Below are 22,497 nucleotides of genomic sequence, written 5' to 3' on the forward strand. Positions count from 1 at the left end.
GGGGCGTTCTTGCATGGGGCCGGCGGTGGTACGTGCCGCCGCGCCATGGTGGGTGCCGACCTTGGTCGGCACGCTGTTCCTCAGACCGATTCGAAGCGGTTCGCGGCCACGTTCTTGCGCACGTGCTGCGGGTCGAAGATCCGCCCGTTCATCGCGATGTACACGCCGCTCGGCAGCGACTGCACCGCACCGATCGCACAGCCGATGTTGAACTCCGCATCCGAGCCGCGGAAGCGTGCCGGGCTCAGTGCACCGGTCATCACGATGGTCTTGTCCGGGATCGTCGCCAGCACCTTGCCGGTCTGCACCATCGAGTCGGTGCCGTGGGTCACCAGCACGTGCCGGGTCGGCTGCGCGGCGATGGTGGCGCGGATCAGCTCGCGGTCCTCATCGTTGATGTGCAGCGAATCCTTGCGCAGGATCGGAATCACGTTGAAGCGGAACGTCACGCCCAGCTCGCGCAGGATCATGCCGATCTGCGGATCGCCGATCTGGTAGTCCGACTTGTCGTCGAAGTAGATCTTGTCGATCGTGCCACCGGTGGTGACGACCAGGAGCTCTTCCATCATGTGCATGCGCGAAACCAGGACAGGTGCAGCGGCGCGGGGCCGGGAGCACAGATGATACGGCCCGGCGGGCGCAGCGTCAGCGTCGCTTGCCGAAGCGGGCGCGCAGCCCTGGCAGGCTGGCGCTGAAGATCACCAGCAGGGCCAGTGTGATTTCGATCAGCGCCAGCCAGCGCGTCTGCGGGTGGCTCCAGGCGCTCATCACGCCGTGGCTGAACCAGCCCAGGGCCAGCACCGAGGCCCAGAAACCCGTCCTGCGCCAGCCCAGGCGCAGCGCAATGGCCAGCGCGAGCGGTGGCGCGGTAAACACCAGCTGGGTGGCCAGCCAGTGCTTGTCATTGATGAACCAGCCGGCGAACAGCGCAGCCAGCCCCATCAGGGCCAGCAGCAGGACCGTGCGCTGCCCGGTGCTCATCGGGCCAAACGCTGCGCGATGTCGGCCACCCGGCGGCCAAGCGCGCGCGCAAGCACGGCTTCATCGTCGGTCGGCTGCGGGTCGTCGGCGGCACCGGCCACGTGGCTGGCGCCATACGGCGTGCCGCCACTGGTGGTGTGGCTCAGCGCCGGCTCGGTGAACGGGATGCCGACGATCACGCAGCCATGGTGCAGCAGTGGTACCTGCATCGACAGCAGGGTCGATTCCTGGCCGCCATGCATCGAAGCAGTCGAGGTGAACACCCCGGCCGGCTTGCCCGACAGGGTGCCGTTGACCCATTCGGCGCCGAGCCCGTCGAGGAAATGCTTCACCGGCGCGGCCATGTTGCCGAAGCGGGTCGGGCTGCCGAGCAGCAGGCCCTGGCATTCGGCCAGGTCCTGCACGCTCACGTAGGGGGCGCCATCGTCGGGCACCGGCGGCTGTGCGGTCTGGGTCACCGCAGCCACCGGCGGCACCGTGCGCAGGCGCGCGTTCATGCCAGGCACTTCGCCGACGCCCCGCGCGATCTGGCGCGCCAGCCGTGCCACCGAACCGCCCCGGCTGTAGTACAGCACCAGAATCTCGCCCATCGTGCCCGCTTCTCCTCGTCGTGTGGCCACCAGTATGGCTATCCTGCCAGCATTCCGCATCGGGTACCCTTTCGCCGATGGAACCTTTGGATACGCTCAACCTGTGGATGGAGCGCGCGCGGGATCGCGCACGGGCCATCAGTTTCGGCCGCTTCCTGTGGCATCGCTTCCTCGACGACCGCCTGTTCCAGGCAGCGGCGGCGCTGGCCTACACCACGGTGTTCGCGCTGGTGCCGCTGGCCATCGTGGTGTTCGGCGTGCTCTCGGCCTTCCCCGTTTTCGACCGCTGGAGCGACCAGCTCAGCGACTACGTCTTCTCCAACTTCGTGCCCAACGCCGCGCGCGCGGCCGAGGGCTACCTGCGGCAGTTCTCGGCCAGCGCCGGCCAGCTCACCGCCGCCGGCTTCATCGCGCTGGTGGTATCGCTGCTGATCACCCTCAACAGCGTGGAAGAGACCTTCAACCAGATCTGGCGGGTTGGCTCCACCCGGCCCAAGCTGACCCGCTTCCTGGTCTACTGGACCGTGCTGACCCTGGGCGCGATGCTCGCCGCTGCGTCGCTGGCGGTGTCGGCGCGGGTGTTCGCGTTGCCGTTGTTCGGTACCCAGGAGGGCCGTTGGCTGGCCGAACTGGCCCTGCGGCTGGCGCCGATCCTGATCGAGTTCGTCTGCATCACGCTGATGTTCCGGGTGGTGCCGCACCACACCGTGAAGTGGCGGCACGCGATACCCGGCGCGATTCTGGCGGCGGTGATCCTGGAGCTGGTGAAGTGGGGAATCGGGGCCTATCTGGGCAGCTTCCAGTCCTACCAGAAGCTGTATGGCACGGTGGCCTTCGTGCCGATCCTGCTGCTGTGGATCTACCTGTGCTGGGTGGCGGTGCTGCTCGGCGCATCATTGTCTTCGTCGATGGCGGCCTTCCGCTACCAGCCGGTGGAACTGCGCCTGCCGCAGGGGTATGAGTTCTATGGACTGCTTCGCCTGCTCGGCCGCTTCCAGCATGCACGGGCGAAGGGCAAGGGCCTGGCCGATGACGAGATCCTGCGGCTGGAGCCGATGCTGACCGATTCACTGCTGCAGGACCTGATCTGCAATCTGCAGGACATCGACCTGCTGCGTCGCGATGAGCGCGGCGAGTGGCTGCTGTCGCGCGATCTGGACCAAGTCAGCCTGGCCGATCTTTACGAATGCACCCAGCTGCGCATCCCGGTGGCCGAGCAGCACCTGCCGTATCGTGATGACAGCCTGGGACGTGCCGCATTGGCGGCGCTGGACGATCTGCGACTGCCCCTGCGTGAACGCCTGAAGCGCAAGGTCAGCGATATCTACACCGATTCCGGAGACATGCCATGACCCGCAAGACCCCGTTGCTGCTGCCGCTGGCACTGTTGCTGGCGCTGTCGGCCTGCAAGCCGGCCCAGGAGCCCACCCCCGCCAGCAGCCAGCCACCGGCACAGGCACCGACCCCGGCCACCCCCGCAGCGGTGGAGGAGACCCCGGCCGAACGTACCACCGCCGAGTTCCCGACGCTGAAGATGAAGGCGGTGGACGGCAGCGACTACGACCTGGCCGCGCATCGCGGCAAGTGGGTGGTGGTGAACTTCTGGGCGACCTGGTGTGCCCCGTGCCGCAAGGAGATGCCCGAGCTGTCGGCGCTGCATGCGATGCGCAGCAACATCGAAGTGGTCGGCCTGGCCTATGAAGACATCGAGGTGCCGGAGATGCAGTCGTTCCTGACCAAGCATCCGGTGACCTATCCGATCGTGATCGTGGACCCGTTCGATCCGCCGGCGGACTTCGCCACGCCACGCGGCTTGCCGTTGACGCACCTGCTGGATCCGCAGGGCAAGCTGGCGCACACGTTCCTTGGCCCGGTGACCGCCGCCGACATCGAAAAGCAGATCGCGGCTGCCAGGTAATGGGGTTGGGCGGCAGGGCCTGCGGCCCTGCACCCGCGGTAGTGCTGGCCGCTGGCCGGCAGCAACAGCAACAGCAACAGCCGAAGCAACAGCAACAGCCCAAGCGGGGTTTCCTGTGGGTAGGCGGGGTGGGTCCGGTGGCCGGGGGCGCTGCAAGTACGTCCATGTAAGCTCGGTCGCCGCATCCATGCGGCTCACGCCCCCGCCACCGGACCCACCCCGCCTTCGACAGTTCTCCGCGAGCTGTCGGAATGCATGCCCTGCTCTTGGTGGATGTCGACCCTGGTCGACACGTAGATCCACGCCATGCGTGGGTGCTCTTCGTTCAATTGTCGAAATATTCGATTTCAATGGAGATTCATCCACGCATGGCGTGGATCTACCAGATCGCCGGAATCTGTCAGAGGTGGGGCGGTGCCGGAGTGCGGGGTGTCAGCCGCATGGATGCGGCTGCCAAGCCTACAAGGACGTACTTGCGGCGTCCCCGCACTCCGACACCGCCCCGCCATTCCACGGAAATCCCGCTCTGGCTGTTGCTGTTGCCGTTGCTTGAGCAGGTGCAGGGCCGCAGGCCCTGCCGACCCACCCTATTCCTCGACCGGGAAGTCCTCGATCGGCTTCAGCACATCGTAGTGCTCGCGATGCAGCTTGCCCTTCAGCTTCGGCAGCTCGGGCAACGGTGCATCCACCCGCGTATCGGGCAACCGGTCCAGCAGGTTGCGCACCAGCGTCAGCCGGCCCAGCCGCTGGTCGTTGAAATCCACCAGCGTCCACGGCGCCGCCTCGCGATGCGTCGCGCGCAGCATCGCCTCGCGGGCTTCGGTATAGGCGCTGTACTTGCTGCGCGATTTCAGGTCCACCGGGGACAGCTTCCAGCCCTTCAGCGGATCGAGGTGGCGCTCGGCGAAGCGCTTCTCCTGCTGCTCCTGGTCCACGCACAGCCAGTACTTGAACAGCAGGATGCCGTCATCCACCAGCAGCTGTTCGAACACCGGCGCCTGGCGCAGGAACTGCTGGTACTCGGTCTCGCTGCAGTAGCCCATGACCCGTTCGACGCCTGCGCGGTTGTACCAGCTGCGGTCCATCAGCACGATCTCGCCGGCGGCGGGCAAGTGCGAGGCGTAGCGCTGGAAGTACCACTGCGTGGCTTCGCGGTCGGTGGGCTTGGGGAGTGCCACCACGCGGCACTGGCGCGGGTTGAGGTGCTGGCTGATGGCCTGGATCGCGCCGCCCTTGCCCGCCGTGTCGCGCCCTTCAAACAGCACCAGCAGGCGTTGCCCGCTGTGCTGCACCCAGCGCGCCATGGCGGTCAGTTCCAGCTGCAAAGGCAGCAGCAGTTCGTCGTAGTCCTTGCGCTTGAGCTTGGCCATCGTCACACCCGCGGGGAGGAAGCACGAGCGTAGCGCAAGGGCTGCCCAGGCGATGTCGACGCTACCTGGTCGCGCTTACCCTGCTGCGCCCGTCCAGCCGTTCTCACGTGCCAGTTGCTGCACCAACGCTGACAGATCGCGGGCAAACCCGCCCATGTCGAACAGCCCGCTGCGCTCGCGCGCCTGTGCCAGTTCAGCGCGCAACGCGGCCAGCGCCGCCGGGTCATTGCCCAGCGCGCTGGCGGTGGTGATGAACGCCGCATCGTCGGCGACATTCATCCGCGCCAGTCCCAGATGGTGGTTGAGGCTGCCGGCCACGCGCGCGGCGAACGTGTCGCCGGGGCAGGTCAGCACCGGGCAGCCGGCCCACAGCGCGTCGGACGCGGTGGTGTGGGCGTTGTACGGATGCGTGTCGAGGAACAGGTCGGCCAGCTGATAGCGGGCCAGATACTGCGGATGCGGCAGTTTGGCCATGAACACCAGCCGCGTTGGGTCCAGGCCAGCGGCCTGTGCGGCGCTGCGCAGGCGGGCGTCGGCATGGCCGGGGCCGGACAGCAGCCACAGCACGCTGCCGGGCACCGCCTGCAGCACTGCGAAGGCGCGGCCCATGCTGCGCGGGTTGAGCTTGTAGCTGTTGTTGAAGCAGCAGAACACGACGCCGTTTCCGGGCAACCCGCACTCGGCGCGGGACGGTGCCGGCTCCAGCATGCGGGTGTTGTCCGAGGGCTGGAAGGCACGCGGCAGGCGCAGCACCCGTTCGCTGTAGTGCGGCTCCAGTGAAACTGGCAAAACGAAGCTGTCGCCGATCACGGCATCCATCCACGGCGCCCCGGACGTGCCGGGGTAAGCCAGCCAGTTCAACTGCAGCGGGGCAGGGCGCATCGCCAGTACCTCCGGCGTGCCGCCGCCGCCCCATCCGCGCAGGTCGAACAGCAGGTCGATGCCCTGTGCGCGGATGCGTGCGGCGGTATCGGCATGTCGCAGGCCAGCCACATCATGCAGCTGTGCCGCTGCCTGCAGCCGCTGGCGGATGCGGCTGCCGTCATCACGATTCAACGCGAACAGATGCAGTTGCACTGCCGGGTCATGACGCAACTGCTCGAACAGGGCCACGGTCAGCAGCCCGGTGGGATGGGCGCCAAAGCCATTGGACAGGAAGCCGACCCGCAAGGGGCCGCGCCCGCGCACCTTCGTGGCGGGAAGGGGACGCACTCCCGAAGCAATCACCGCGGCGCGCGCGCGCGCGCAGGCCAGCTGTTCGGCTGCGGTGGCATCCTCGCTGAGGAACGCGAACGGTTCGACCACACCTTGGCCGCTGGCCAGTGCGCCACGCACTTGTGTGGCCAGTGCGTCCACGTCCTGCCAGTCGCACAGGCGGCGCTGCCAGGCCAGGCGCTGGGCGGCGATATAGGGTTCGCCCGGCATCAGCGCATGCGCGCGGCGATAGGCCGTCGCCGCCCCTTCGGCATCATCGGCATCTTCCAGCGCATGGCCCAGCCACAACGCGATGCCCGGGTGCTGCGGGGCCAGTGCCGAAGCCTGGCCCAGCAGCTTCGCTGCATCGCCATGTGCGCCGGCCATCCAGGCCACGCGGCCCAGCCGCGCCAGCGCTTCGGGGTGGTTGGGGCGCAGTTGCAGTGCGCGTCGTGCGGCCTGCTCGCCGGCAGCGATGTCGCCGGCTTCCAGTTCCAGGTCGGCCAGCATCACCCAGGCCACGAAGTCGCCGGGCTGGCGCGCGATCGCCTGCTGCAGGTGCTGTCGCTGCTGCCAGGCCGTCATCGTGATCAGTCCGCCGACAACTGCGCCAGGGCGTCGACCTGGTGTTCGTGGCTGAGTCGCTGCAGCAGCGGGTCGAGGTCGCCGGCCAGGATGTTGGGCAGGTCGTACAGGGTCAGGCCTTCCACGCGGTGGTCGGTGATCCGGCCCTGCGGGAAGTTGTACGTGCGGATGCGCTGGCTGCGGTCGCCGCTGCCGACCTGCAGGCGCCGCGATTCGGCCTGCGCCGCGTCCTGGCGCTGGCGTTCGGCATCGAGCAGCTGCGCCTTCAGGCGCTTCATCGCCTTGTCGCGATTGGCGTGCTGGCTGCGTTCGGTCTGGCATTCCACCACTACGCCGGTCGGCAGGTGGGTGATGCGGATCGCCGACTCGGTCTTGTTGACGTGCTGGCCACCGGCGCCGGACGAGCGGAACGTATCCACCTTCAGGTCGGCGGGGTTGATGACGATGTCATCGACTTCGTCGGCCTCCGGAATGATTGCCACGGTGGCCGCCGAGGTGTGGATGCGGCCCTGCGATTCGGTGGCCGGCACGCGCTGCACGCGGTGCGTGCCCGATTCGAACTTCAGCCGCGAGAACGCTCCCCGGCCGACCACGCGTGCCACCACCTCCTTGTAGCCGCCGTGCTCGCCCGGGCTGTCCGATTCGATCTCGACCTTCCAGCCCTGGCGCTCGGCATAGCGGGCGTACATGCGGAACAGGTCGCCGGCGAAGATCGCGGCTTCGTCGCCGCCAGTGCCGGCGCGCACTTCCAGGAACAGGTTGCCTTCGTCGCGCGGGTCGCGTGGCACCAGTAGCAATGCGAGCTCCTGCTCCAGCGCCTGCAGGCGCGCCTGCGCGGCGGCGATCTCCTCGTCGGCCAGCTCGCGCAGATCGGGATCGGCGCGCATGCCTTCGGCGGCGGCCAGGTCGGCCTTGGCACGGGCTTCATCGGCCAGTGCAGTGGCAACCGGTTCAAGTTGGGCGAATTCGCGCGAAAGGTCGCGGAAACGGGTGTTGTCGGCGACCACATCGGGTTCGGCGAGCAGGCGTTCCAGTTCTTCGCGGCGCTCGGCCAGCGCTTCCAGCTTACGGCGCAGGGTCGGCGTCATCGGGTCTCACGGGTGGGTGGCGGTAACCCGGCGTGGCCGGGAACAGGCGCTCGGCGGCGCGGGTCAGGTCGGCATCGCCACTCAGCGCGGCGGCGCGCAGTGCGGCGGTCGGCGGGTGCAGCAGGCGGTTGGTCAGGCCGTGGGCCAGCAGTTCCAGCACTTCGTCGGCGGGCTTGCCGTTGGCCAGCTGCTGGCGCGCGCGCTCCAGCAGCTCGGCACGGGTGGCTTCGCCGAACGCGCGCAGCTGCCGCAGTGGTGCCTGGTGGGCGCTGGCCTGCTGGGTCTCGATGAAGCGCGATACCTGCAGGTCGATGATCGCCTCGGCCTCGGCAGCGGCCTCGCGGCGGCCACGACGGTTGTCTTCCACCGCGCGTTCCAGGTCATCGACGGTGTAGAGGAAGGCGTCGTTGAGCGTGCCGACCTCGGCTTCGATGTCGCGCGGCACGGCCAGGTCGAACAGCAGCATCGGCTTGTGCCGGCGTGCACGCAGGGCCTTGGCCACCATCTCGCGATGGATCACCGGCTCGCGCGCGGCGGTGGCCGAGAACACCACGTCGGCCTCGCCCAGGTGGCGGTCCAGTTCGGTCAGCGGCAGGGCCACGCCGCCATGGCGGCTGGCCAGTTCCTGCGCGTGGGCCAGGGTGCGGTTGGCGATCAGCAGCCGCCGTACCTTGCCTTCACTCAGGTGCCGTGCAGCCAGTTCGATGGTCTCGCCGGCACCAACCAGCAGCACGGTGGAGTCGTCCAGCCGGGCGAACGCGTTCTGCGCCAGGCGCACCGCGGCCGACGCCACCGATACCGGGTTGGCACCGACCTGGGTATCGGTGCGCGCACGCTTGGCCACCGAGAAGGTCTGCTGGAACAGACGGTCCAGGCGCTGGCCGAGCAGGCCATGGTCGCGCGCGGTCGACCAGGCGTCCTTCACCTGGCCGAGGATCTGCGGTTCGCCCAGCACCATCGAGTCCAGCCCGGTGGCGACCCGGAACAGGTGGCGCACGGCCTCGGCATCGGCATGCTGGTACAGATAGCCCTGCAGGTCACCGGCCTGGCTGCGCAGCCACTGGTCCAGCGCCTGTGCCGACTCGGCCACGGCGTACAGTTCGGTGCGGTTGCAGGTGGACAGCAGCACCGCCTCGGCAATCTGCGGGGTATCGCGCAGCGAACCGAGCGCGCGCGGCAACGCCTCACCGGCGAAGGCCGCGCGCTCGCGCAGCTCCACCGGTGCGGTCTGGTGATTCAGTCCGAGCACCCACAGGGTCATTGTTCAGTTGCTTGCGATAAGCTGCTGGCCATTGGACGACATTTTAAGGCCCCGATGCCGACGATGCCCGCATTGATTCGCATCCCCAGTGTTCTGCTGCTGTCCCTGGCCTGCAGCCAGGCCCTGGCGGCGGTGCCGGCCAAGGCCCCTGTAAGGGCCCCGGCCACTGAGGAACTGGCGCTGGAACCGGTGATGGCCGGTGAGTTCGCGCTGCAGGCCGGCAAGCTGGCGGAGGCGGCGCGCTGGTACCTGCAGGCGGCCCAGCAGACCGACGGCGACGCCGGCCTGGCCGAGCGCGCGACCCGCATTTCCATGCTCGCCAACGATGACGCCAGCGCCGCCAAGGGCCTGGCCTTGTGGCAGCAGCGCGCGCCAAGCTCGTTGACCCTGCGCAGCGCCGCCGGTGCGCTGGCCATGCGCCAGGGCGATGTGAAGGCCGCCCGCACTGAATTGCAGGCGCTGCTGGCCGACCCCGACGAGCGCGGCTGGAAGTTCGCCCTGGCCGCGCTGATCGGCGGTGGGCGCGACCCGGCGGTGCCGGCGCAGGTGCTCGGCGAGCTGGTCGATGCCAATGCCATTCCGCCGAAGATCGAGGCCTGGCAGGAGTTTGGCCGACTCGCGCTGCGCATGGAAAAGCCCGAGCTGGCGCGGCGGATGATCGATGAGGTGGTCAAGCGCTTCCCGGAAGAGCCACGTGTGGCACTGCTGCGCGCCAGCCAGTTGCAACAAGCGGGCGAGACCGACAAGGCGCTGTCGCTGCTGCACGATGTGGAGCCGAAGACGCGCCAGGACCCGGAACTGCGCAATGCGGTGGCCATCGCCTACGACAGCCTGGGGCAGCCTGCTGCGGCCGAGCGCGTGCTGGCGTTCGGCCCGCAGGACGTGCAGACCTGGGGCATGCGCGCCTCGCTGCTGGCCAAGCAGGGCGACAAGGCAGCGCTGTCCAATCTCTACAACGAACTGTCGCGGCAGGCGGCCAAGCCGGACCCGGCGCAGCGCCTGCTGCTGGGCAAGATCGCCGAGTACCTGAAGCGCTATCCGGAGGCGGTGCAGTGGTACCACAGCGTGCCCGGCGGCGATGAGCTGAGCGAAGCACGCCTGCGCGCCGCCAATGCCCAGGCCCTGGCCGGGCGCCTGCCGCAGGCCCTGGATGAAGTGCACGCGATCCAGTCCGATGCGGTGGTCGATGACGATGTGCGTCGCGACGCCTATCTGCTGGAGGCTGAACTGCGCCAGCGTGGCGATGACAGTGCCGGCGAACTGGATGCATTGGCCCGCGGCCTGGCCGCCTACCCCGATGACAACGGCCTGCTGTACGCCCGTGCACTCGCCTGGGAGCGCCGCGACGATATCCCGCGCGCCGAGGCCGACCTGCGCAAGATCCTGGTGACCGACCCGGAAAACGTGCCGGCCCTGAATGCCTTGGGCTACACCCTGGCCGACCGTACCGGCCGCCTGCAGGAAGCGCTGGAGCTGATCGACCGCGCCCGCGTGGCCGAACCGGACAACGCCGCCATCGTCGACAGCTATGGCTGGGTGCTGTATCGCCTGGGTCGCAAGGAAGAAGCACTGGTGCAGCTGCGCCGGGCCTGGACCCTGGCCAAGGACCCGGAGATCGCTTCCCACGTTGGCGAAGTGCTCTGGGTGCTGGGCAAGCATGACGAGGCCCGCCACTTCTTCGAAGAAGCGGCCAAGCTCGATCCTGAAAACCGCGCGCTGCTGCGCGCCCGCGAGAAATTCAATCCATGAGTGTTTCCCTGATCCGGCCGCTGCTGTTGGCGGCCGTGACCCTGGCGGTGACCGCCTGTACCAGCGTGGGCACGCAGAAGACCCCGGCGCCGGCGGTGGTCGAGGTTGTTTCAGCCGAAGCGGCGCAGGCCGAGGCGGCGCGCGTGGCCGCGCTGCAGGCACAGCCGGACTGGGCTTTCCAGGGCCGGGTCGCGGTCAGCAAGGGCAAGGACGGCGGCAGCGGACGCATCGACTGGAAGCAGGAAGGACGCCGCTATGTGGTCGAGCTGAGCGCGCCGGTGACCCGGCAGAGCTGGAAGCTGGCCGGCGATACCCATTCCGAAGCCGGCCGCCTGGAAGGACTGGCCGGCGGGCCGCGTGACGGCGAGGACGCCCAGCAGCTGCTGCTGGAAGCGACCGGCTGGGACATACCGGTCAACCAGCTGCCGCAGTGGATCCGTGGCCTGGTGGCCGGCGATGCTGCCGGTCCGGAGAAGGTCGAGCGCGACGCTGACGGCCGGCCGCGTCGCATGCAGCAGATGGGCTGGCAGGTGCAGTATCTGGACTGGTACCCGGCCGAGGCCGGACGCCCGGCGCTGCCGCGCCGGATCGAGGCCAGCAATGGCGACGCCAAGGTGCGCCTGCTGGTGGACCAGTGGGGGCAGGGCGCCCCATGAGTGCCGGGCACGATGACGCGGGCTGGTCCTGGTGGCCGGCCCCGGCCAAGCTGAACCTGTTCCTGCACATCACCGGCCGCCGCGCCGACGGCTACCACGAGCTGCAGACCGTGTTCCGCCTGCTGGACTGGGGCGATCGCATTGGCCTGCGCCTGCGTGAAGACGGCCAGGTGCGCCGTGAGGGCGAGGGCCTGGCCGGCGTGGCCGAGGCTGATGACCTGGCGGTGCGTGCCGCGCGCCTGCTCCAGGAAGCGGCAAAGGTCGAGCAAGGTGCAGACATCATCATCGAAAAGCACGTTCCCGCCGGGGGTGGGTTTGGCGGGGGGTCGTCCGACGCGGCCACGGCGCTGGTGGTGCTGAACCGGCTGTGGCGGGCGGGTCTGGATGAAGAGGCTTTGGCGGCGCTGGGCCTGCGCCTGGGCGCAGATGTGCCGGTATTCGTGCGCGGGCGCAACGCCTGGGCCGAAGGCGTGGGCGAGCGCCTGCAGCCGATCACTCTGGCCCCGGCCTGGTACGTGCTGGTCGAACCGGGCGTTCATGTTCCTACGCCAGCACTGTTTGCAGACCCGGATTTGACGCGCGACAGCCCAGTGGCGAAAATAGAGGACTTCGCTTCCGGGACCCTGGTCGGGAACGCGTTCGAACCGGTGCTGCGCCGCCGTGAGCCTGCCGTCGAGGCAGCGTTCGCCGCGTTGAGCGACATCGGCACGGCGCGGCTGACCGGTTCGGGAAGTGGTTGTTTCGTCGAGTTCGCATCGCAGTCTGCCGCAGAGCAGGGACGGTCGAAGTTGCCGAAGGAGTTGCGGGCAAGGGTGGCAGCGGGCGTAGCGCGTTCGCCACTGCTGGATGCACTCGAGCAACACTGATTTATCACTGCAGGGGCGTCGCCAAGAGGCCCAAGGCACCAGGTTTTGATCCTGGCATTCGTAGGTTCGAATCCTACCGCCCCTGCCAATAGCGGCTGTGTCCGCGCCTTCCAGCGCATCGCCCGCGCGGGACGTGGAAACAACCGCGGTGTTGTCAGCAGCAAGGGTCCATCGGGGTCCTTGCCGACTCCGGATCCCCGCCACTCGTCCCCGCCCGAGACAATCATGATGCAAGAGTCCCCGAACCTGCTGGTCTTTTCCGGCAACGCCAACAAACGTCTGGCGCAGAACATCTGCAAGGAACTGGGGGTTCGCCCGGGCAAGGCGCTGGTCTCGCACTTCTCCGATGGCGAAGTGCAGGTGGAGATCGAAGAGAACGTCCGCAAGCAGGACGTGTTCGTGATCCAGCCGACCTGCGCGCCGAGCGCGGAAAACCTGATGGAGCTGCTGGTGCTGATCGACGCGCTCAAGCGCGCATCGGTGGCCAGTGTCACCGCCGTGGTGCCGTATTTCGGCTACTCGCGCCAGGATCGCCGCATGCGCTCCTCGCGCGTGCCGATCACCGCCAAGCTTGCGGCCAAGATGTTCAGCACCGCGGGCGCTGATCGCGTGCTGACCGTCGACCTGCACGCCGACCAGATCCAGGGCTTCTTCGATATTCCGGTGGACAACGTGTACGCGTCCCCGCTGCTGCTGGCCGACATCTGGCGCGCCTACGGCACCGAGAACCTGATCGTCGTCTCGCCGGACGTGGGCGGCGTGGTCCGCGCCCGTGCGGTGGCCAAGCGCCTGGATGACGCCGACCTGGCGATCATCGACAAGCGCCGCCCGCGCGCCAACGTCTCCACCGTGATGAACATCATCGGTGACGTCGAAGGCAAGACCTGCGTGATGGTCGATGACATCGTCGATACCGCCGGCACCCTGTGCGCCGCTGCTGCTGCCCTGAAGGCGCGCGGTGCGCTCAAGGTCGCCGCCTACTGCACCCACGCGGTGCTGTCGGGCCCGGCGGTGGACAACATCACCAATTCCCAGCTCGACGAGCTGGTGGTGACCGACACCATCCCGCTGAAGGACGCGGCGCGGGTGTGCAGCAAGATCCGCCAGCTGAGCGTGGCGGAAATGCTGGCTGAAACGATGCGCCGCATCGCGTTCGGTGAGTCGGTCAGCTCGCTGTACGTCGACTGAGTTTTCGCCCCTGCCGGCAACGGCGGGGGCATACCCCGGGTGCTTCTGGTCGCGGAAGCATCTTCAACCGCCACGCCGCAGGGCGCGGCAACAACCTGAGTAGTCGAAAATGTCGAAGACCCATGAAATCAAGGTCACCAAGCGTGAACTGCAGCGTAAGGGTGCGAGCCGCCGCCTGCGTCACGCCGGTGTGATCCCGGCCATCGTGTACGGCGGCAACGCCGAGCCGGTCGCCATCAGCCTGGACCACAACGAAATCTGGCTGGCCCAGCAGAACGAGTGGTTCTATGCCTCGATCCTGGACCTGAACCTGGATGGCCAGGTGCAGAAGGTCCTGCTGCGTGACATGCAGCGCCACCCGTACAAGCAGCTGATCATGCACCTGGACTTCCAGCGCGTGAACGAGAACGAAGCCCTGACCGCTTCGGTCCCGCTGCACTTCGTCAACGAAGACACCTCGCCGGCCGGCAAGGCTGCCGACGTCGTGGTCACCCACGAACTGAAGGAAGTGACCATCACCTGCCTGCCGAAGGACCTGCCGGAGTCGATCGAAGTCGACCTGGGCGAGCTGAAGGCCGGTGACGTGGTGTACCTGTCCGACATCAAGCTGCCGAAGGGCGTGGAAATCCCGGCCCTGGCGCTGGGCAAGGACCACGACGACGCCATCGTCACCGCCAAGGCCGGCAAGGCCGACGCGGCCGACGAAGAAGCGGCTGCCGCCGAGTAATACCGCTACGGTGCCTGCCTGCGGGCAGGCACCGTACTGGAAGGAACCATGGCAGGACTGCGACTGATCGTCGGTCTGGGCAACCCCGGATCGGAACACGCCCGGACCCGGCACAATGCCGGGTTTCATTTCGTTGAGGCCCTGGCGGAGAAAGCCGGTGCGCGATGGAATGTGGACAGCAAGCTGTTCGGTGAGACCGCCAAGGTCGAGATCGCCGGGCAGACGGTGTGGCTCCTCAAGCCCGCCACCTTCATGAACCTCAGCGGCAAGTCGGTCACCGCCGCGCAGCGGTTCTGGAAGATCGAGCCGGAGGAAACCCTGCTGGCCCACGACGAACTGGACCTGCCGCCCGGCGCGGCACGGCTGAAGTTCGACGGTGGCCACGGCGGTCAGAACGGCCTGCGCGACACCATCCGCCTGCTCGGCCATGGCAAGTTCCATCGCCTGCGCGTGGGCATTGGCCACCCCGGCCACAAGGACCGCGTGGTGGGTTGGGTGCTCGGCCGCCCGTCGAAGGACGATGACGTGCTGATCGCGCGCGCCATCGACGATGCGATCGACGTGCTGCCGCTGGCGGTGCAGGGCGATTTCAACGAAGCGATGAAGCGCCTGCACACCCCGAAATAACCGGTAGGTACCGACCGTTGGTCGGTACGGAGTCAACCAGGTCGGTAGGTACCGACCGTTGGTCGGTACGGAGAATGATTGGAAAAGCAGCGCCCACGTCGCTGTTTCCCCAATCACTTTCACCCCAGAGAGCTGTCACCCATGGGTATCAAATGCGGCATCGTCGGCCTGCCCAACGTCGGCAAGTCGACCCTGTTCAATGCGCTGACCAAGGCGGGCATCGCCGCGGCGAACTTCCCGTTCTGCACCATCGAGCCGAACGTCGGCATCGTGCCGGTGCCGGACCCGCGCCTGAACGAGCTGGCGGGCATCATCAACCCGCAGAAGGTCATCCCGACCGCGGTCGAGTTCGTCGACATCGCCGGCCTGGTCGCCGGTGCGGCCAGCGGTGAAGGCCTGGGCAACAAGTTCCTGGCGCACATCCGCGAAGTCGATGCCATCACCCACGTGGTGCGCTGCTTCGAGCACGGTGACATCGTGCACGTCGCCGGCAAGGTCGACCCGATCTCGGACATCGAAACCATCGATACCGAGCTGGCGCTGGCCGACCTGGACAGCGTCGAGAAGGCACTGAACCGTGCCGAGCGCGCGGCCAAGGGCGGCGACAAGGATGCAGCGGCGCGCAAGCCGGTGCTGGCCAAGCTGCAGGCGGCACTGTCGGAGGGCAAGGCCGGCCGTTCGGCCGGCCTGGATGATGAAGAAAAGGCGCTGGTACGCGACCTGTTCCTGCTGACCCTGAAGCCGGTGATGTACATCGCCAACGTGCTGGAAGACGGCTTCGAGAACAACCCGCACCTGGAAGCCGTGCGCGCGCATGCCGCCGCAGAAGGCGCGCAGGTGGTGCCGGTGTCGGCCGCGATCGAAGAAGAGCTGTCCCAGCTCGACGACGAGGACCGCGATACCTTCCTGGCCGACCTGGGCCTGAGCGAGCCGGGCCTGAACCGCGTGATCAACGCGGCCTACAGCCTGCTCGGCCTTCAGACCTACTTCACCGCAGGCGTGAAGGAAGTCCGCGCGTGGACGGTGCGCAAGGGTGCCACCGCCCCGCAGGCTGCCGCGGTCATCCACACAGACTTCGAGAAGGGCTTCATCCGCGCCGAAACCATCGCGTATGACGACTTCATCAAGTACAAGGGCGAAGCCGGCGCCAAGGAAGCCGGTCGCCTGCGCCTGGAAGGCAAGGAATACCGCGTGCAGGAAGGCGACATCCTGCACTTCCGCTTCAACGTCTGATCCAGCGGCATCGGATCGATCCCGGACGCCCCGCCTCGTGCGGGGCGTTCGCGTTTCTGAATATGGATAAAAAATCACCACGCTGCGAAACGCTTGCGGCGTGATGTTCGCCGGCACTTGTCCACAGCAAACTCCCATCGCTTTCCACGCCGCATGTGGAAAACCGGCGAAGCCGATGTAGAGCCGAGCCCATGCTCGGCTGATGCCAGCCGGAGCCGAGCGTGGGCTCGGCTCTACAAGGGGCTCGCCCGCGCGACCTGGACAGATTTTCACCACGCTTCGAAACGCCTGCGCTGCAATGCTCGCACCCACTTGTCCACACCAAGTTCCCATCGCTTTCCACGCGTGGTGTGGAAAACAACGGGAGGCGTGGATAAAAAATAACCACGCCCGGAAATGCCTGCATCGCAACGCTCGAACCCACTTGTCCACATCAAGTTCCCATCACTCTCCACGCATTGTGTGGAAAACCCCGGTGGCCCGCTCTGATAGCCGCCCACCTTGGTGGGCGCGCGGCGAGACAGTGCCCGCCAAGGTGGGCATCTACCAGAGCGCAAATGACAAGGCCCGCCAATGGCGGGCCTTGTCGTCCACGTCCTGCAAGGCCGCGCGCCTTACAGCGCGGTGCCGCCAAACTTGTGGGTGTACTGCAGGTTGATGGTGCGGCCGACGCTGTCGAACCAGGACACGTCGTAGTACGGGTACGCGGTATACGTGGTGTCCTTCGGCGGCATCTTGTTGAACACATTGACCACCGACAGCGACAGGCGCGAGTGGTCGTCGAAGCGGTACTGCACCGAGGCGTTGTAGCGGTAGGTCGCCTTCACGTACGGGCTGTCACCGCTGTCCCAGTCGAACGACTGGTCGTAGCTGTCCGAAGTTGGCAGCTTGCCCAGGCGCGAGCCATAGACCGTCGCCGACCACGCGTCCTTCTCCCAGGTCACGCTCAGGCTGGTCTTGGTACGCGGGATGTCGAATCCGCTGTTGACCGCGAACTGGTCCAGGGTCGGGTCACCGGGGTAGCGCTGGAAATCGTGCTTCTTCACCCAGGTGTGGGTGCCGTTGAGGATGAAATCGCCGATGCCGGTCTGCATGCGGTAGCGCAGGCCGACGTCGATACCGGAGGTCGATTCGCGGGCGACGTTGATCGGAGCGACGCGCACGCCGTATAGGCGGCCATCACCGGTGCGGGTGATGCGGTCGAGCGCGTCCACGCAGGTCGGCGAGTTGATGTCGGCAGTACCCAGGCGGCAGTTGGCTTCGTTGGCCAGGAGCGTGCGAACGTCCATGTCCTGCACCTGCTTGCGCATGTCGATGTCAAACCAGTCCACGGACAGGTCCAGGCCGATCGCCGGCGACCAGACGAAGCCTGCACTCCAAGAGGTGCTGGTTTCCGGGTCGAGCTGGCGGTTGCCGGTGCGGCTGCGGATCAGGTTGCGCTCGTAGTCGGAACAGTCGCTAGCGCCATCGGCGCGGCAGCTGTACAGGTCTTCGGCGGTGGTCTCGTCGTTGCCCGGTCCGGCGAACACGTAGTGCAGGTCCGGCGCGCGGAACGCGGTGCCATACGAACCGCGCACCAGCAGCGTGTCGATCGGGCGCCATTCCAGACCGCCGCTCCAGGTCGCCTTGCCGATGGTGTGGCCGGAATAGCGGTACTGGTCGTAGCGGCCGGCCACGCTCAGGTTGACCGTCTCGTGCAGCGGCATGCGCAGCTCGGCGGCGGTCGCCCAGCGGTTGCGCGAGCCCTGGCCGTCCGAATCCTTCCAGCTGTAGTAGTAGTACTGGGTGGCCAGCGGATCGGGATTCAGCGCATAGGCCTGCTGGCCCAATTCCACGGTCGCGGCGAACCCGGCATCACCGCCCGGCAGGCCGAACAGCGCGGAATTGGTCAGCGTGAATGCAGCCGTCTCGGTGCGCGACTTCGGCGAATAGGTAGTGCGTGCGGCAATCGAATCGTACTCGGCGCGGGTCAGCGGCCGGTACAGCCGCGACGGGTCCGCGTTGTAGATCGGGAAACCGTCGTCGTCCACGCCCAGCTGCGGGCCCAGGAACAGGTCATTGGCCTTGGCGGCGATGATCTGCGCCCAGCTGATCCGCGACTGGTACTGTGAATGGCTCAGCGCCGCTTCGTAGTCCCAGTTGCCGGCCAGATTGCCCTTGAAGCCGGTGGTCACGCTGAAGGTCTTCTGCGTGCTGCGGACCATCGCATTGCGCAGGCCCCCCATTTCCTCGGGTGAGAACTGGCGCTGCCAGAACTCGATCTCGCCGGTGGCCTGGTTGTTGAAGTAGCCCGACTCATCGCCATTGGCGTCCATGCGGCCCCACTTGGTGACGTCGCGCATCAGCGACATCGTGTGGTAGCCCAGCTGCACATCGGCGAACCATTGCTGGCCGTTGTCGAAGTCGTAGCTCAGCGAGGCGTAGCCATTGGCGCCGCGGCGCTTGCTGAGGATGGTGCCGTAGCCGATCGAGCTGTCGCTGCCGCAGTAGTACCCGTAGCGCGGGCGGTAGGCGCGGTAGGTGCTGCCCTGGTTCTGCCCGGCCAGCGCTTCGCAGGTGGCCGCGCCCGGATCCAGGTAGTCGTCGTTGTAGTCCGTACGCAGGTAAGCGCGGCGGGCGATGCGCGAGCCCTCGGTGGGGCCGTCCTGGGTCGAATCCTGGATGTCGCGCTCATAGGCCCACAGCGGGGTCTGCGACTGCAGCTCGACGCTGTACACGGCGTTGAAGTTGCCGCGGCTGAAGCCGCTGGCCAGGCTCATGTCGAACGACTCGCCACCGCCTTCGCTGGTGGTGCCCATGCGCATGTCGATCGTGGTGCCGTCGGCCTTCTTCTTCAGGATGAAGTTGACCACGCCGGCGATCGCGTCCGAGCCGTAGATGGCCGAGGCGCTGCCGGTCAGCACTTCGATGCGCTCGATCATCCCCAGCGGGATGTTGGAGACATCGGTGAAGTTGCTGCGGCCCTTGAACGGCATCGGGAAGTCGGCGATGCGGCGGCCATTGACCAGCACCAGCGTGTGGTTCGGGCCCAGGCCGCGCAGGTCTACCTGCTGGGCGCCCGGCGAGAAGTCGGCGCCGCTGGAAGACTGCTGGCTCTGGGTCTCACCGCCGTTCTGGGTCATTGCACGCAGCACGTCCGGCACGCTGGTGAAGCCGCTGGAGCGGATCTGTTCGGCGTTGATCACCGTGATCGGGGCGGGGCCTTCCACCTGGGCGCGCGGAATGCGCGAGCCGGTGACCTGCACCGCGTCCAGTTGTTGCACCGAAGAGGAAGCCGGTGCCTGGGCCGCCGCGGAAGCAGCCACGCCCATCAACGCCAGCTGGATCGACCACGCCATCGCCTGTCTACGCATGAGGAATTCTCGGAAATGAAGCCGGCCCGCAGAGGAGGGGCCCTGTCCCCCATTCAGATTTCCGGAACGGGCGCGCGCATTTAACGCCTTTTTCATGTCCTTGACTACTGGGTCCCTATCTGGCAAAGAGTGGAAACGCTTGCAAGTCGATTTTGTTCAGGGAGATCAAGATGCGACGCCTCCATCGGACCGTGCGTGCCCCCTTCGCCCGGCTGGCGCTGCTGGTCTTGGCCGTGCCGTTGGTCGCCCTTGCGCAGGACCTGCAGGGCCCGGGCTTCGCCTGCTACGAAGCCGGCGATCTCGACGCGCCCCGGCCCGGTCCGCGCGCACCGGCCATGATGCTGATGGGCGGTGGCGAATGGGTGCCGGAGGCCTTCCACTGGTGGCTGAAGCAGGCTGGCAATGGCCGGGTGCTGATCCTGCGCGCTTCTGGCAGTGATGAGCTGCAGGACCGCCTTTACCGCGAGATCGGCGGTACCACCGCAGTGCAGACGCTGGTCTTCGACAGCCGCCGCGGCGCCGACGATCCGGCCGTGCTGCGCGTGGTTGCCGCCGCCGATGCCATCTTCATTGCCGGTGGTGACCAGTCGCGCTACATCCGCTTCTGGAAGGGTACTGCGCTCAACCGCGCGCTGAACGCCCATGTGCGCGCCGGCAAGCCGATTGCCGGTACCAGCGCTGGGCTCGCCATCCTCGGTGGCTATGCATACGGCGCGATGGACGGCGGCAGCATCACCTCCGCCGGTGCGCTGGCCGACCCGATGGGCAGTGCGGTGACCATGGACAGTGGCTTCCTGCAGATGCCCTACCTGCAGCGCGTGGTCACCGACACCCACTTCGACAAGCGCGACCGGCTCGGTCGCCTGATCGTGTTCGTGGCGCGCGCCGCCCAGGACAGTGGCGACCCCGGCATCGTCGGCATCGGCGTCGACGAGGACACCGCTCTGTGCGTGGAGCCTGATGGCCAGGCGCAGGTCTACAGTGCTGACGGCGAGGGCAAGGTCTGGGTGGTCAGCCCCGGCCGCGATGCCGACCGCCTGGTCGAAGGTGAGCCGCTGCGCTTCCACGCGGTGCCGGTAACGGTGGTCGCCAGCGGCAGCCGCATGCGCCTGGATGACTTCCAGGCCGAGGCCGACTACCAGGCCGTGGCCGACGTCAGCGATGGCGAGATCGAACTCATCCGCCAGTGACCCGGCGATCCTGTGGCCACGCATGGGATGCTGTAGAGCCGAGCCCGCGCTCGGCTGCTCTTCAATCGAGGCATCAGCCGAGCATGGGCTCGGCTCTACGATGATGCCTCCCTTGCCCACCTGCTGGAGACGTACCCGATGAAACTGCGCCTGGCACTGTCCGCACTGCTGTCCCTGCCCATGCTTGCCCAGGCCGCACCGGCCGCTTCACCGCTGCTGGTCATCCACGGCGGCGCCGGCGTCGAGCGCAAGGACCTGTCGCCGGCCGAGGAAAAGGCCGCACGTGACGCGCTGCGGGCAGCACTGCTGAAGGGTCATGCGGAACTGGCGGCGGGGCGCCCCGCGCTGGCCGCAGTCACCGCCGCGATCACCGTGCTGGAGGACGATCCCACCTTCAACGCCGGCAAGGGCGCAGTGTTCACCCACGACGGCCGCAACGAGCTGGATGCGGCGGTCATGGATGGCGCGAACCAGGCGGCGGGCGCGGTGGCGGGCGTGCAACGGGTGCGCAACCCGATCCTGCTGGCGCAGACCGTGATGCAGAAATCCCGCCACGTGATGATGGTCGGGCAGGGCGCCGAAGCCTTCGCGGCCGAGCAGGGCATTCCTCTGGTCGATCCCTCCTACTTCCGTACAGAGAAGCGTTGGCAACAGCTGCAGCGCGCCCTCAAGGAAGAGGCCAGTGGCCAGGCGCATGCCGACCTGGAGACTGCAAAGCACTTCGGTACCGTTGGTGCGGTCGCATTGGACGCGCAGGGGCATCTGGCCGCCGGCACCTCCACCGGGGGCATGACCAACAAGCGCTACGGCCGGGTCGGTGACTCGCCGATCATCGGTGCCGGCACCTGGGCCGACGCACGCTGCGCGGTGTCCGGCACCGGGTGGGGCGAGTACTACATCCGCACTGCGGCCGCGCACGAGATCTGTGCGCGCATGCGCTACCAGGGGCAGAGCCCGGAGCAGGCCGGCAAGGGCGTGATCAACGAGACGATTCCGCAGATGGGCGGCGACGGCGGTGCGATCGTGCTCGGCGCAGACGGAAAAATGGCCACGCCGTTCAACACCCAGGGCATGTATCGGGGCTGGATCGGCGGCGACGGCGTCCCTCATGTCGCAATTTTCGCCAACGAGACCCTGCCGGTTCCCGGGCAATAACCTTGCGTATCAATGGGTTTGCGACAGCGTGTGAAAAAAATGGAAAAAAGCGTTGACAGCCCCACGTCCCATCAGCAGAATAAGCGGCTCACCACCACACACCGCAACGCTTCGGCGGCAACGGTTTGGGGTGGTAAGGAGGGATACCCAAGCGGCCAACGGGGGCAGACTGTAAATCTGCTGGCTTACGCCTTCGGTGGTTCGAATCCACCTCCCTCCACCAGTTTCACGTTGTGACATTCCCGGCGCGGGAGTAGTTCAATGGTAGAACCTCAGCCTTCCAAGCTGATGGTGCGGGTTCGATTCCCGTCTCCCGCTCCATTGAATGAACTTTGAATATTATCGAGTTCATGTCATAATGCAAAACTCGGCTCACGTAGCTCAGTCGGTAGAGCACTTCCTTGGTAAGGAAGAGGTCGAAGGTTCGATTCCTTTCGTGAGCACCATCTCAAGCATCACCTCTCAGACGAATTCGAGATAAGCAGCCATGGCCAAGGGTAAGTTCGAGCGCACCAAGCCGCACGTCAATGTCGGCACCATCGGTCACGTCGACCACGGCAAGACCACGCTGACCGCCGCACTGACCAAGATCGGTGCCGAGCGCTTCGGTGGCGAGTTCAAGGACTACTCCTCGATCGACGCCGCGCCGGAAGAAAAGGCGCGTGGCATCACGATCTCGACCGCGCACGTCGAATACGAATCCCCGATCCGTCACTACGCCCACGTTGACTGCCCGGGCCACGCTGACTACGTCAAGAACATGATC

Annotated in this window: 20 protein-coding genes and 4 tRNA genes; 16 read left to right on the forward strand and 8 right to left on the reverse strand. The window is 67.0% G+C overall.

Going from position 1 to position 22,497, the window contains the following annotated elements; all coding sequences use genetic code 11:
- Nucleotides 1-80 precede the first annotated feature (80 nt).
- From AC5P8C_RS15640 to wrbA, 3 genes are all read right to left on the reverse strand, one after another.
- A complete protein-coding gene (locus AC5P8C_RS15640; protein ID WP_010481766.1) occupies nucleotides 81-566 on the reverse strand; it encodes an asparaginase domain-containing protein in 486 nt (161 codons plus the stop codon).
- Between the two features lie 79 nt (nucleotides 567-645).
- Nucleotides 646-981 (reverse strand): DUF2069 domain-containing protein, encoded by a 336-nt coding sequence (locus tag AC5P8C_RS15645; protein ID WP_019661155.1) that lies wholly within the window; start codon nucleotides 979-981, stop codon nucleotides 646-648.
- Nucleotides 978-1,571 (reverse strand): NAD(P)H:quinone oxidoreductase, encoded by a 594-nt coding sequence (wrbA, locus tag AC5P8C_RS15650; RefSeq protein WP_019661156.1) that lies wholly within the window; start codon nucleotides 1,569-1,571, stop codon nucleotides 978-980. Before wrbA ends, AC5P8C_RS15645 begins: the two co-directional genes overlap by 4 nt.
- Before the next feature lie 77 nt (nucleotides 1,572-1,648).
- Between wrbA and AC5P8C_RS15655 the strand changes: the two genes are divergently transcribed.
- Together AC5P8C_RS15655 and AC5P8C_RS15660 are read left to right on the forward strand one after the other, a co-directional pair.
- The gene (locus AC5P8C_RS15655; RefSeq protein ID WP_019661157.1) at nucleotides 1,649-2,923 is read left to right on the forward strand and encodes a YihY family inner membrane protein; all 1,275 of its coding nucleotides are present in this window, start codon (nucleotides 1,649-1,651) and stop codon (nucleotides 2,921-2,923) included.
- On the forward strand, nucleotides 2,920-3,489 hold the full coding sequence (locus tag AC5P8C_RS15660) for a TlpA family protein disulfide reductase (protein ID WP_019661158.1): 570 nt from the start codon (nucleotides 2,920-2,922) through the stop codon (nucleotides 3,487-3,489). The genes AC5P8C_RS15655 and AC5P8C_RS15660 overlap by 4 nt, the downstream gene beginning before the upstream one ends.
- Before the next feature lie 587 nt (nucleotides 3,490-4,076).
- Here AC5P8C_RS15660 and ppk2 read toward each other — a convergent pair.
- The 4 genes from ppk2 to hemA form a co-directional block, all read right to left on the reverse strand.
- Nucleotides 4,077-4,859, reverse strand: a complete 783-nt coding sequence (ppk2, locus tag AC5P8C_RS15665; protein ID WP_019661160.1) for a polyphosphate kinase 2 — start codon at nucleotides 4,857-4,859, stop codon at nucleotides 4,077-4,079.
- Between the two features lie 75 nt (nucleotides 4,860-4,934).
- Nucleotides 4,935-6,638: an O-linked N-acetylglucosamine transferase, SPINDLY family protein gene (locus tag AC5P8C_RS15670; RefSeq protein WP_019661161.1), complete on the reverse strand. Its 1,704-nt coding sequence runs from the start codon at nucleotides 6,636-6,638 to the stop codon at nucleotides 4,935-4,937.
- 5 nt (nucleotides 6,639-6,643) lie between these two features.
- A complete protein-coding gene (prfA, locus tag AC5P8C_RS15675; RefSeq protein ID WP_019661162.1) occupies nucleotides 6,644-7,726 on the reverse strand; it encodes a peptide chain release factor 1 in 1,083 nt (360 codons plus the stop codon).
- Nucleotides 7,704-8,987, reverse strand: coding sequence for a glutamyl-tRNA reductase (gene hemA, locus AC5P8C_RS15680; protein WP_019661163.1), 1,284 nt, complete (start codon nucleotides 8,985-8,987; stop codon nucleotides 7,704-7,706). Before hemA ends, prfA begins: the two co-directional genes overlap by 23 nt.
- 63 nt (nucleotides 8,988-9,050) lie before the next feature.
- Between hemA and AC5P8C_RS15685 the strand changes: the two genes are divergently transcribed.
- From AC5P8C_RS15685 to ychF, 8 genes are all read left to right on the forward strand, one after another.
- On the forward strand, nucleotides 9,051-10,736 hold the full coding sequence (locus AC5P8C_RS15685; RefSeq protein WP_026347150.1) for a tetratricopeptide repeat protein: 1,686 nt from the start codon (nucleotides 9,051-9,053) through the stop codon (nucleotides 10,734-10,736).
- Complete coding sequence (gene lolB, locus AC5P8C_RS15690; RefSeq protein WP_019661165.1) at nucleotides 10,733-11,392, forward strand: lipoprotein insertase outer membrane protein LolB; 660 nt, start codon at nucleotides 10,733-10,735, stop codon at nucleotides 11,390-11,392. The genes AC5P8C_RS15685 and lolB overlap by 4 nt, the downstream gene beginning before the upstream one ends.
- On the forward strand, nucleotides 11,389-12,258 hold the full coding sequence (gene ispE, locus AC5P8C_RS15695; RefSeq protein ID WP_019661166.1) for a 4-(cytidine 5'-diphospho)-2-C-methyl-D-erythritol kinase: 870 nt from the start codon (nucleotides 11,389-11,391) through the stop codon (nucleotides 12,256-12,258). Before lolB ends, ispE begins: the two co-directional genes overlap by 4 nt.
- Before the next feature lie 11 nt (nucleotides 12,259-12,269).
- A tRNA-Gln gene (locus AC5P8C_RS15700) sits at nucleotides 12,270-12,346 on the forward strand.
- 140 nt (nucleotides 12,347-12,486) lie between these two features.
- Nucleotides 12,487-13,446, forward strand: coding sequence for a ribose-phosphate diphosphokinase (locus AC5P8C_RS15705; protein WP_005415400.1), 960 nt, complete (start codon nucleotides 12,487-12,489; stop codon nucleotides 13,444-13,446).
- 109 nt (nucleotides 13,447-13,555) lie between these two features.
- Entirely contained in the window at nucleotides 13,556-14,173 is a 618-nt protein-coding gene (locus AC5P8C_RS15710) for a 50S ribosomal protein L25/general stress protein Ctc (protein ID WP_005415401.1), read from the forward strand.
- Between the two features lie 48 nt (nucleotides 14,174-14,221).
- On the forward strand, nucleotides 14,222-14,800 hold the full coding sequence (pth, locus tag AC5P8C_RS15715; protein WP_019661167.1) for an aminoacyl-tRNA hydrolase: 579 nt from the start codon (nucleotides 14,222-14,224) through the stop codon (nucleotides 14,798-14,800).
- A 141-nt stretch (nucleotides 14,801-14,941) separates the two neighbouring features.
- The gene (ychF, locus tag AC5P8C_RS15720; protein WP_019661168.1) at nucleotides 14,942-16,033 is read left to right on the forward strand and encodes a redox-regulated ATPase YchF; all 1,092 of its coding nucleotides are present in this window, start codon (nucleotides 14,942-14,944) and stop codon (nucleotides 16,031-16,033) included.
- A 614-nt stretch (nucleotides 16,034-16,647) separates the two neighbouring features.
- Here ychF and AC5P8C_RS15725 read toward each other — a convergent pair.
- Nucleotides 16,648-19,386 carry a TonB-dependent receptor plug domain-containing protein gene (locus AC5P8C_RS15725; RefSeq protein WP_495219059.1) on the reverse strand — a complete coding sequence of 913 codons (2,739 nt, stop codon included), beginning with the start codon at nucleotides 19,384-19,386 and terminating at the stop codon, nucleotides 16,648-16,650.
- Between the two features lie 170 nt (nucleotides 19,387-19,556).
- Between AC5P8C_RS15725 and AC5P8C_RS15730 the strand changes: the two genes are divergently transcribed.
- The 6 genes from AC5P8C_RS15730 to AC5P8C_RS15755 all read left to right on the forward strand — a co-directional run.
- Nucleotides 19,557-20,576 carry a cyanophycinase gene (locus AC5P8C_RS15730; RefSeq protein ID WP_495219060.1) on the forward strand — a complete coding sequence of 340 codons (1,020 nt, stop codon included), beginning with the start codon at nucleotides 19,557-19,559 and terminating at the stop codon, nucleotides 20,574-20,576.
- A 138-nt stretch (nucleotides 20,577-20,714) separates the two neighbouring features.
- Nucleotides 20,715-21,731, forward strand: coding sequence for an isoaspartyl peptidase/L-asparaginase family protein (locus AC5P8C_RS15735; protein WP_005408201.1), 1,017 nt, complete (start codon nucleotides 20,715-20,717; stop codon nucleotides 21,729-21,731).
- Between the two features lie 137 nt (nucleotides 21,732-21,868).
- Nucleotides 21,869-21,954: transfer RNA gene (locus AC5P8C_RS15740), tRNA-Tyr, on the forward strand.
- A 24-nt stretch (nucleotides 21,955-21,978) separates the two neighbouring features.
- Nucleotides 21,979-22,052: transfer RNA gene (locus AC5P8C_RS15745), tRNA-Gly, on the forward strand.
- Between the two features lie 49 nt (nucleotides 22,053-22,101).
- A tRNA-Thr gene (locus AC5P8C_RS15750) sits at nucleotides 22,102-22,177 on the forward strand.
- Between the two features lie 41 nt (nucleotides 22,178-22,218).
- A partial coding sequence (locus AC5P8C_RS15755; RefSeq protein ID WP_308307142.1) for a GTP-binding protein occupies nucleotides 22,219-22,497 on the forward strand: 279 nt, incomplete at its 3' end.

The sequence above is a fragment of the Stenotrophomonas sp. YJH_SMC_46 genome, assembly GCF_059370315.1.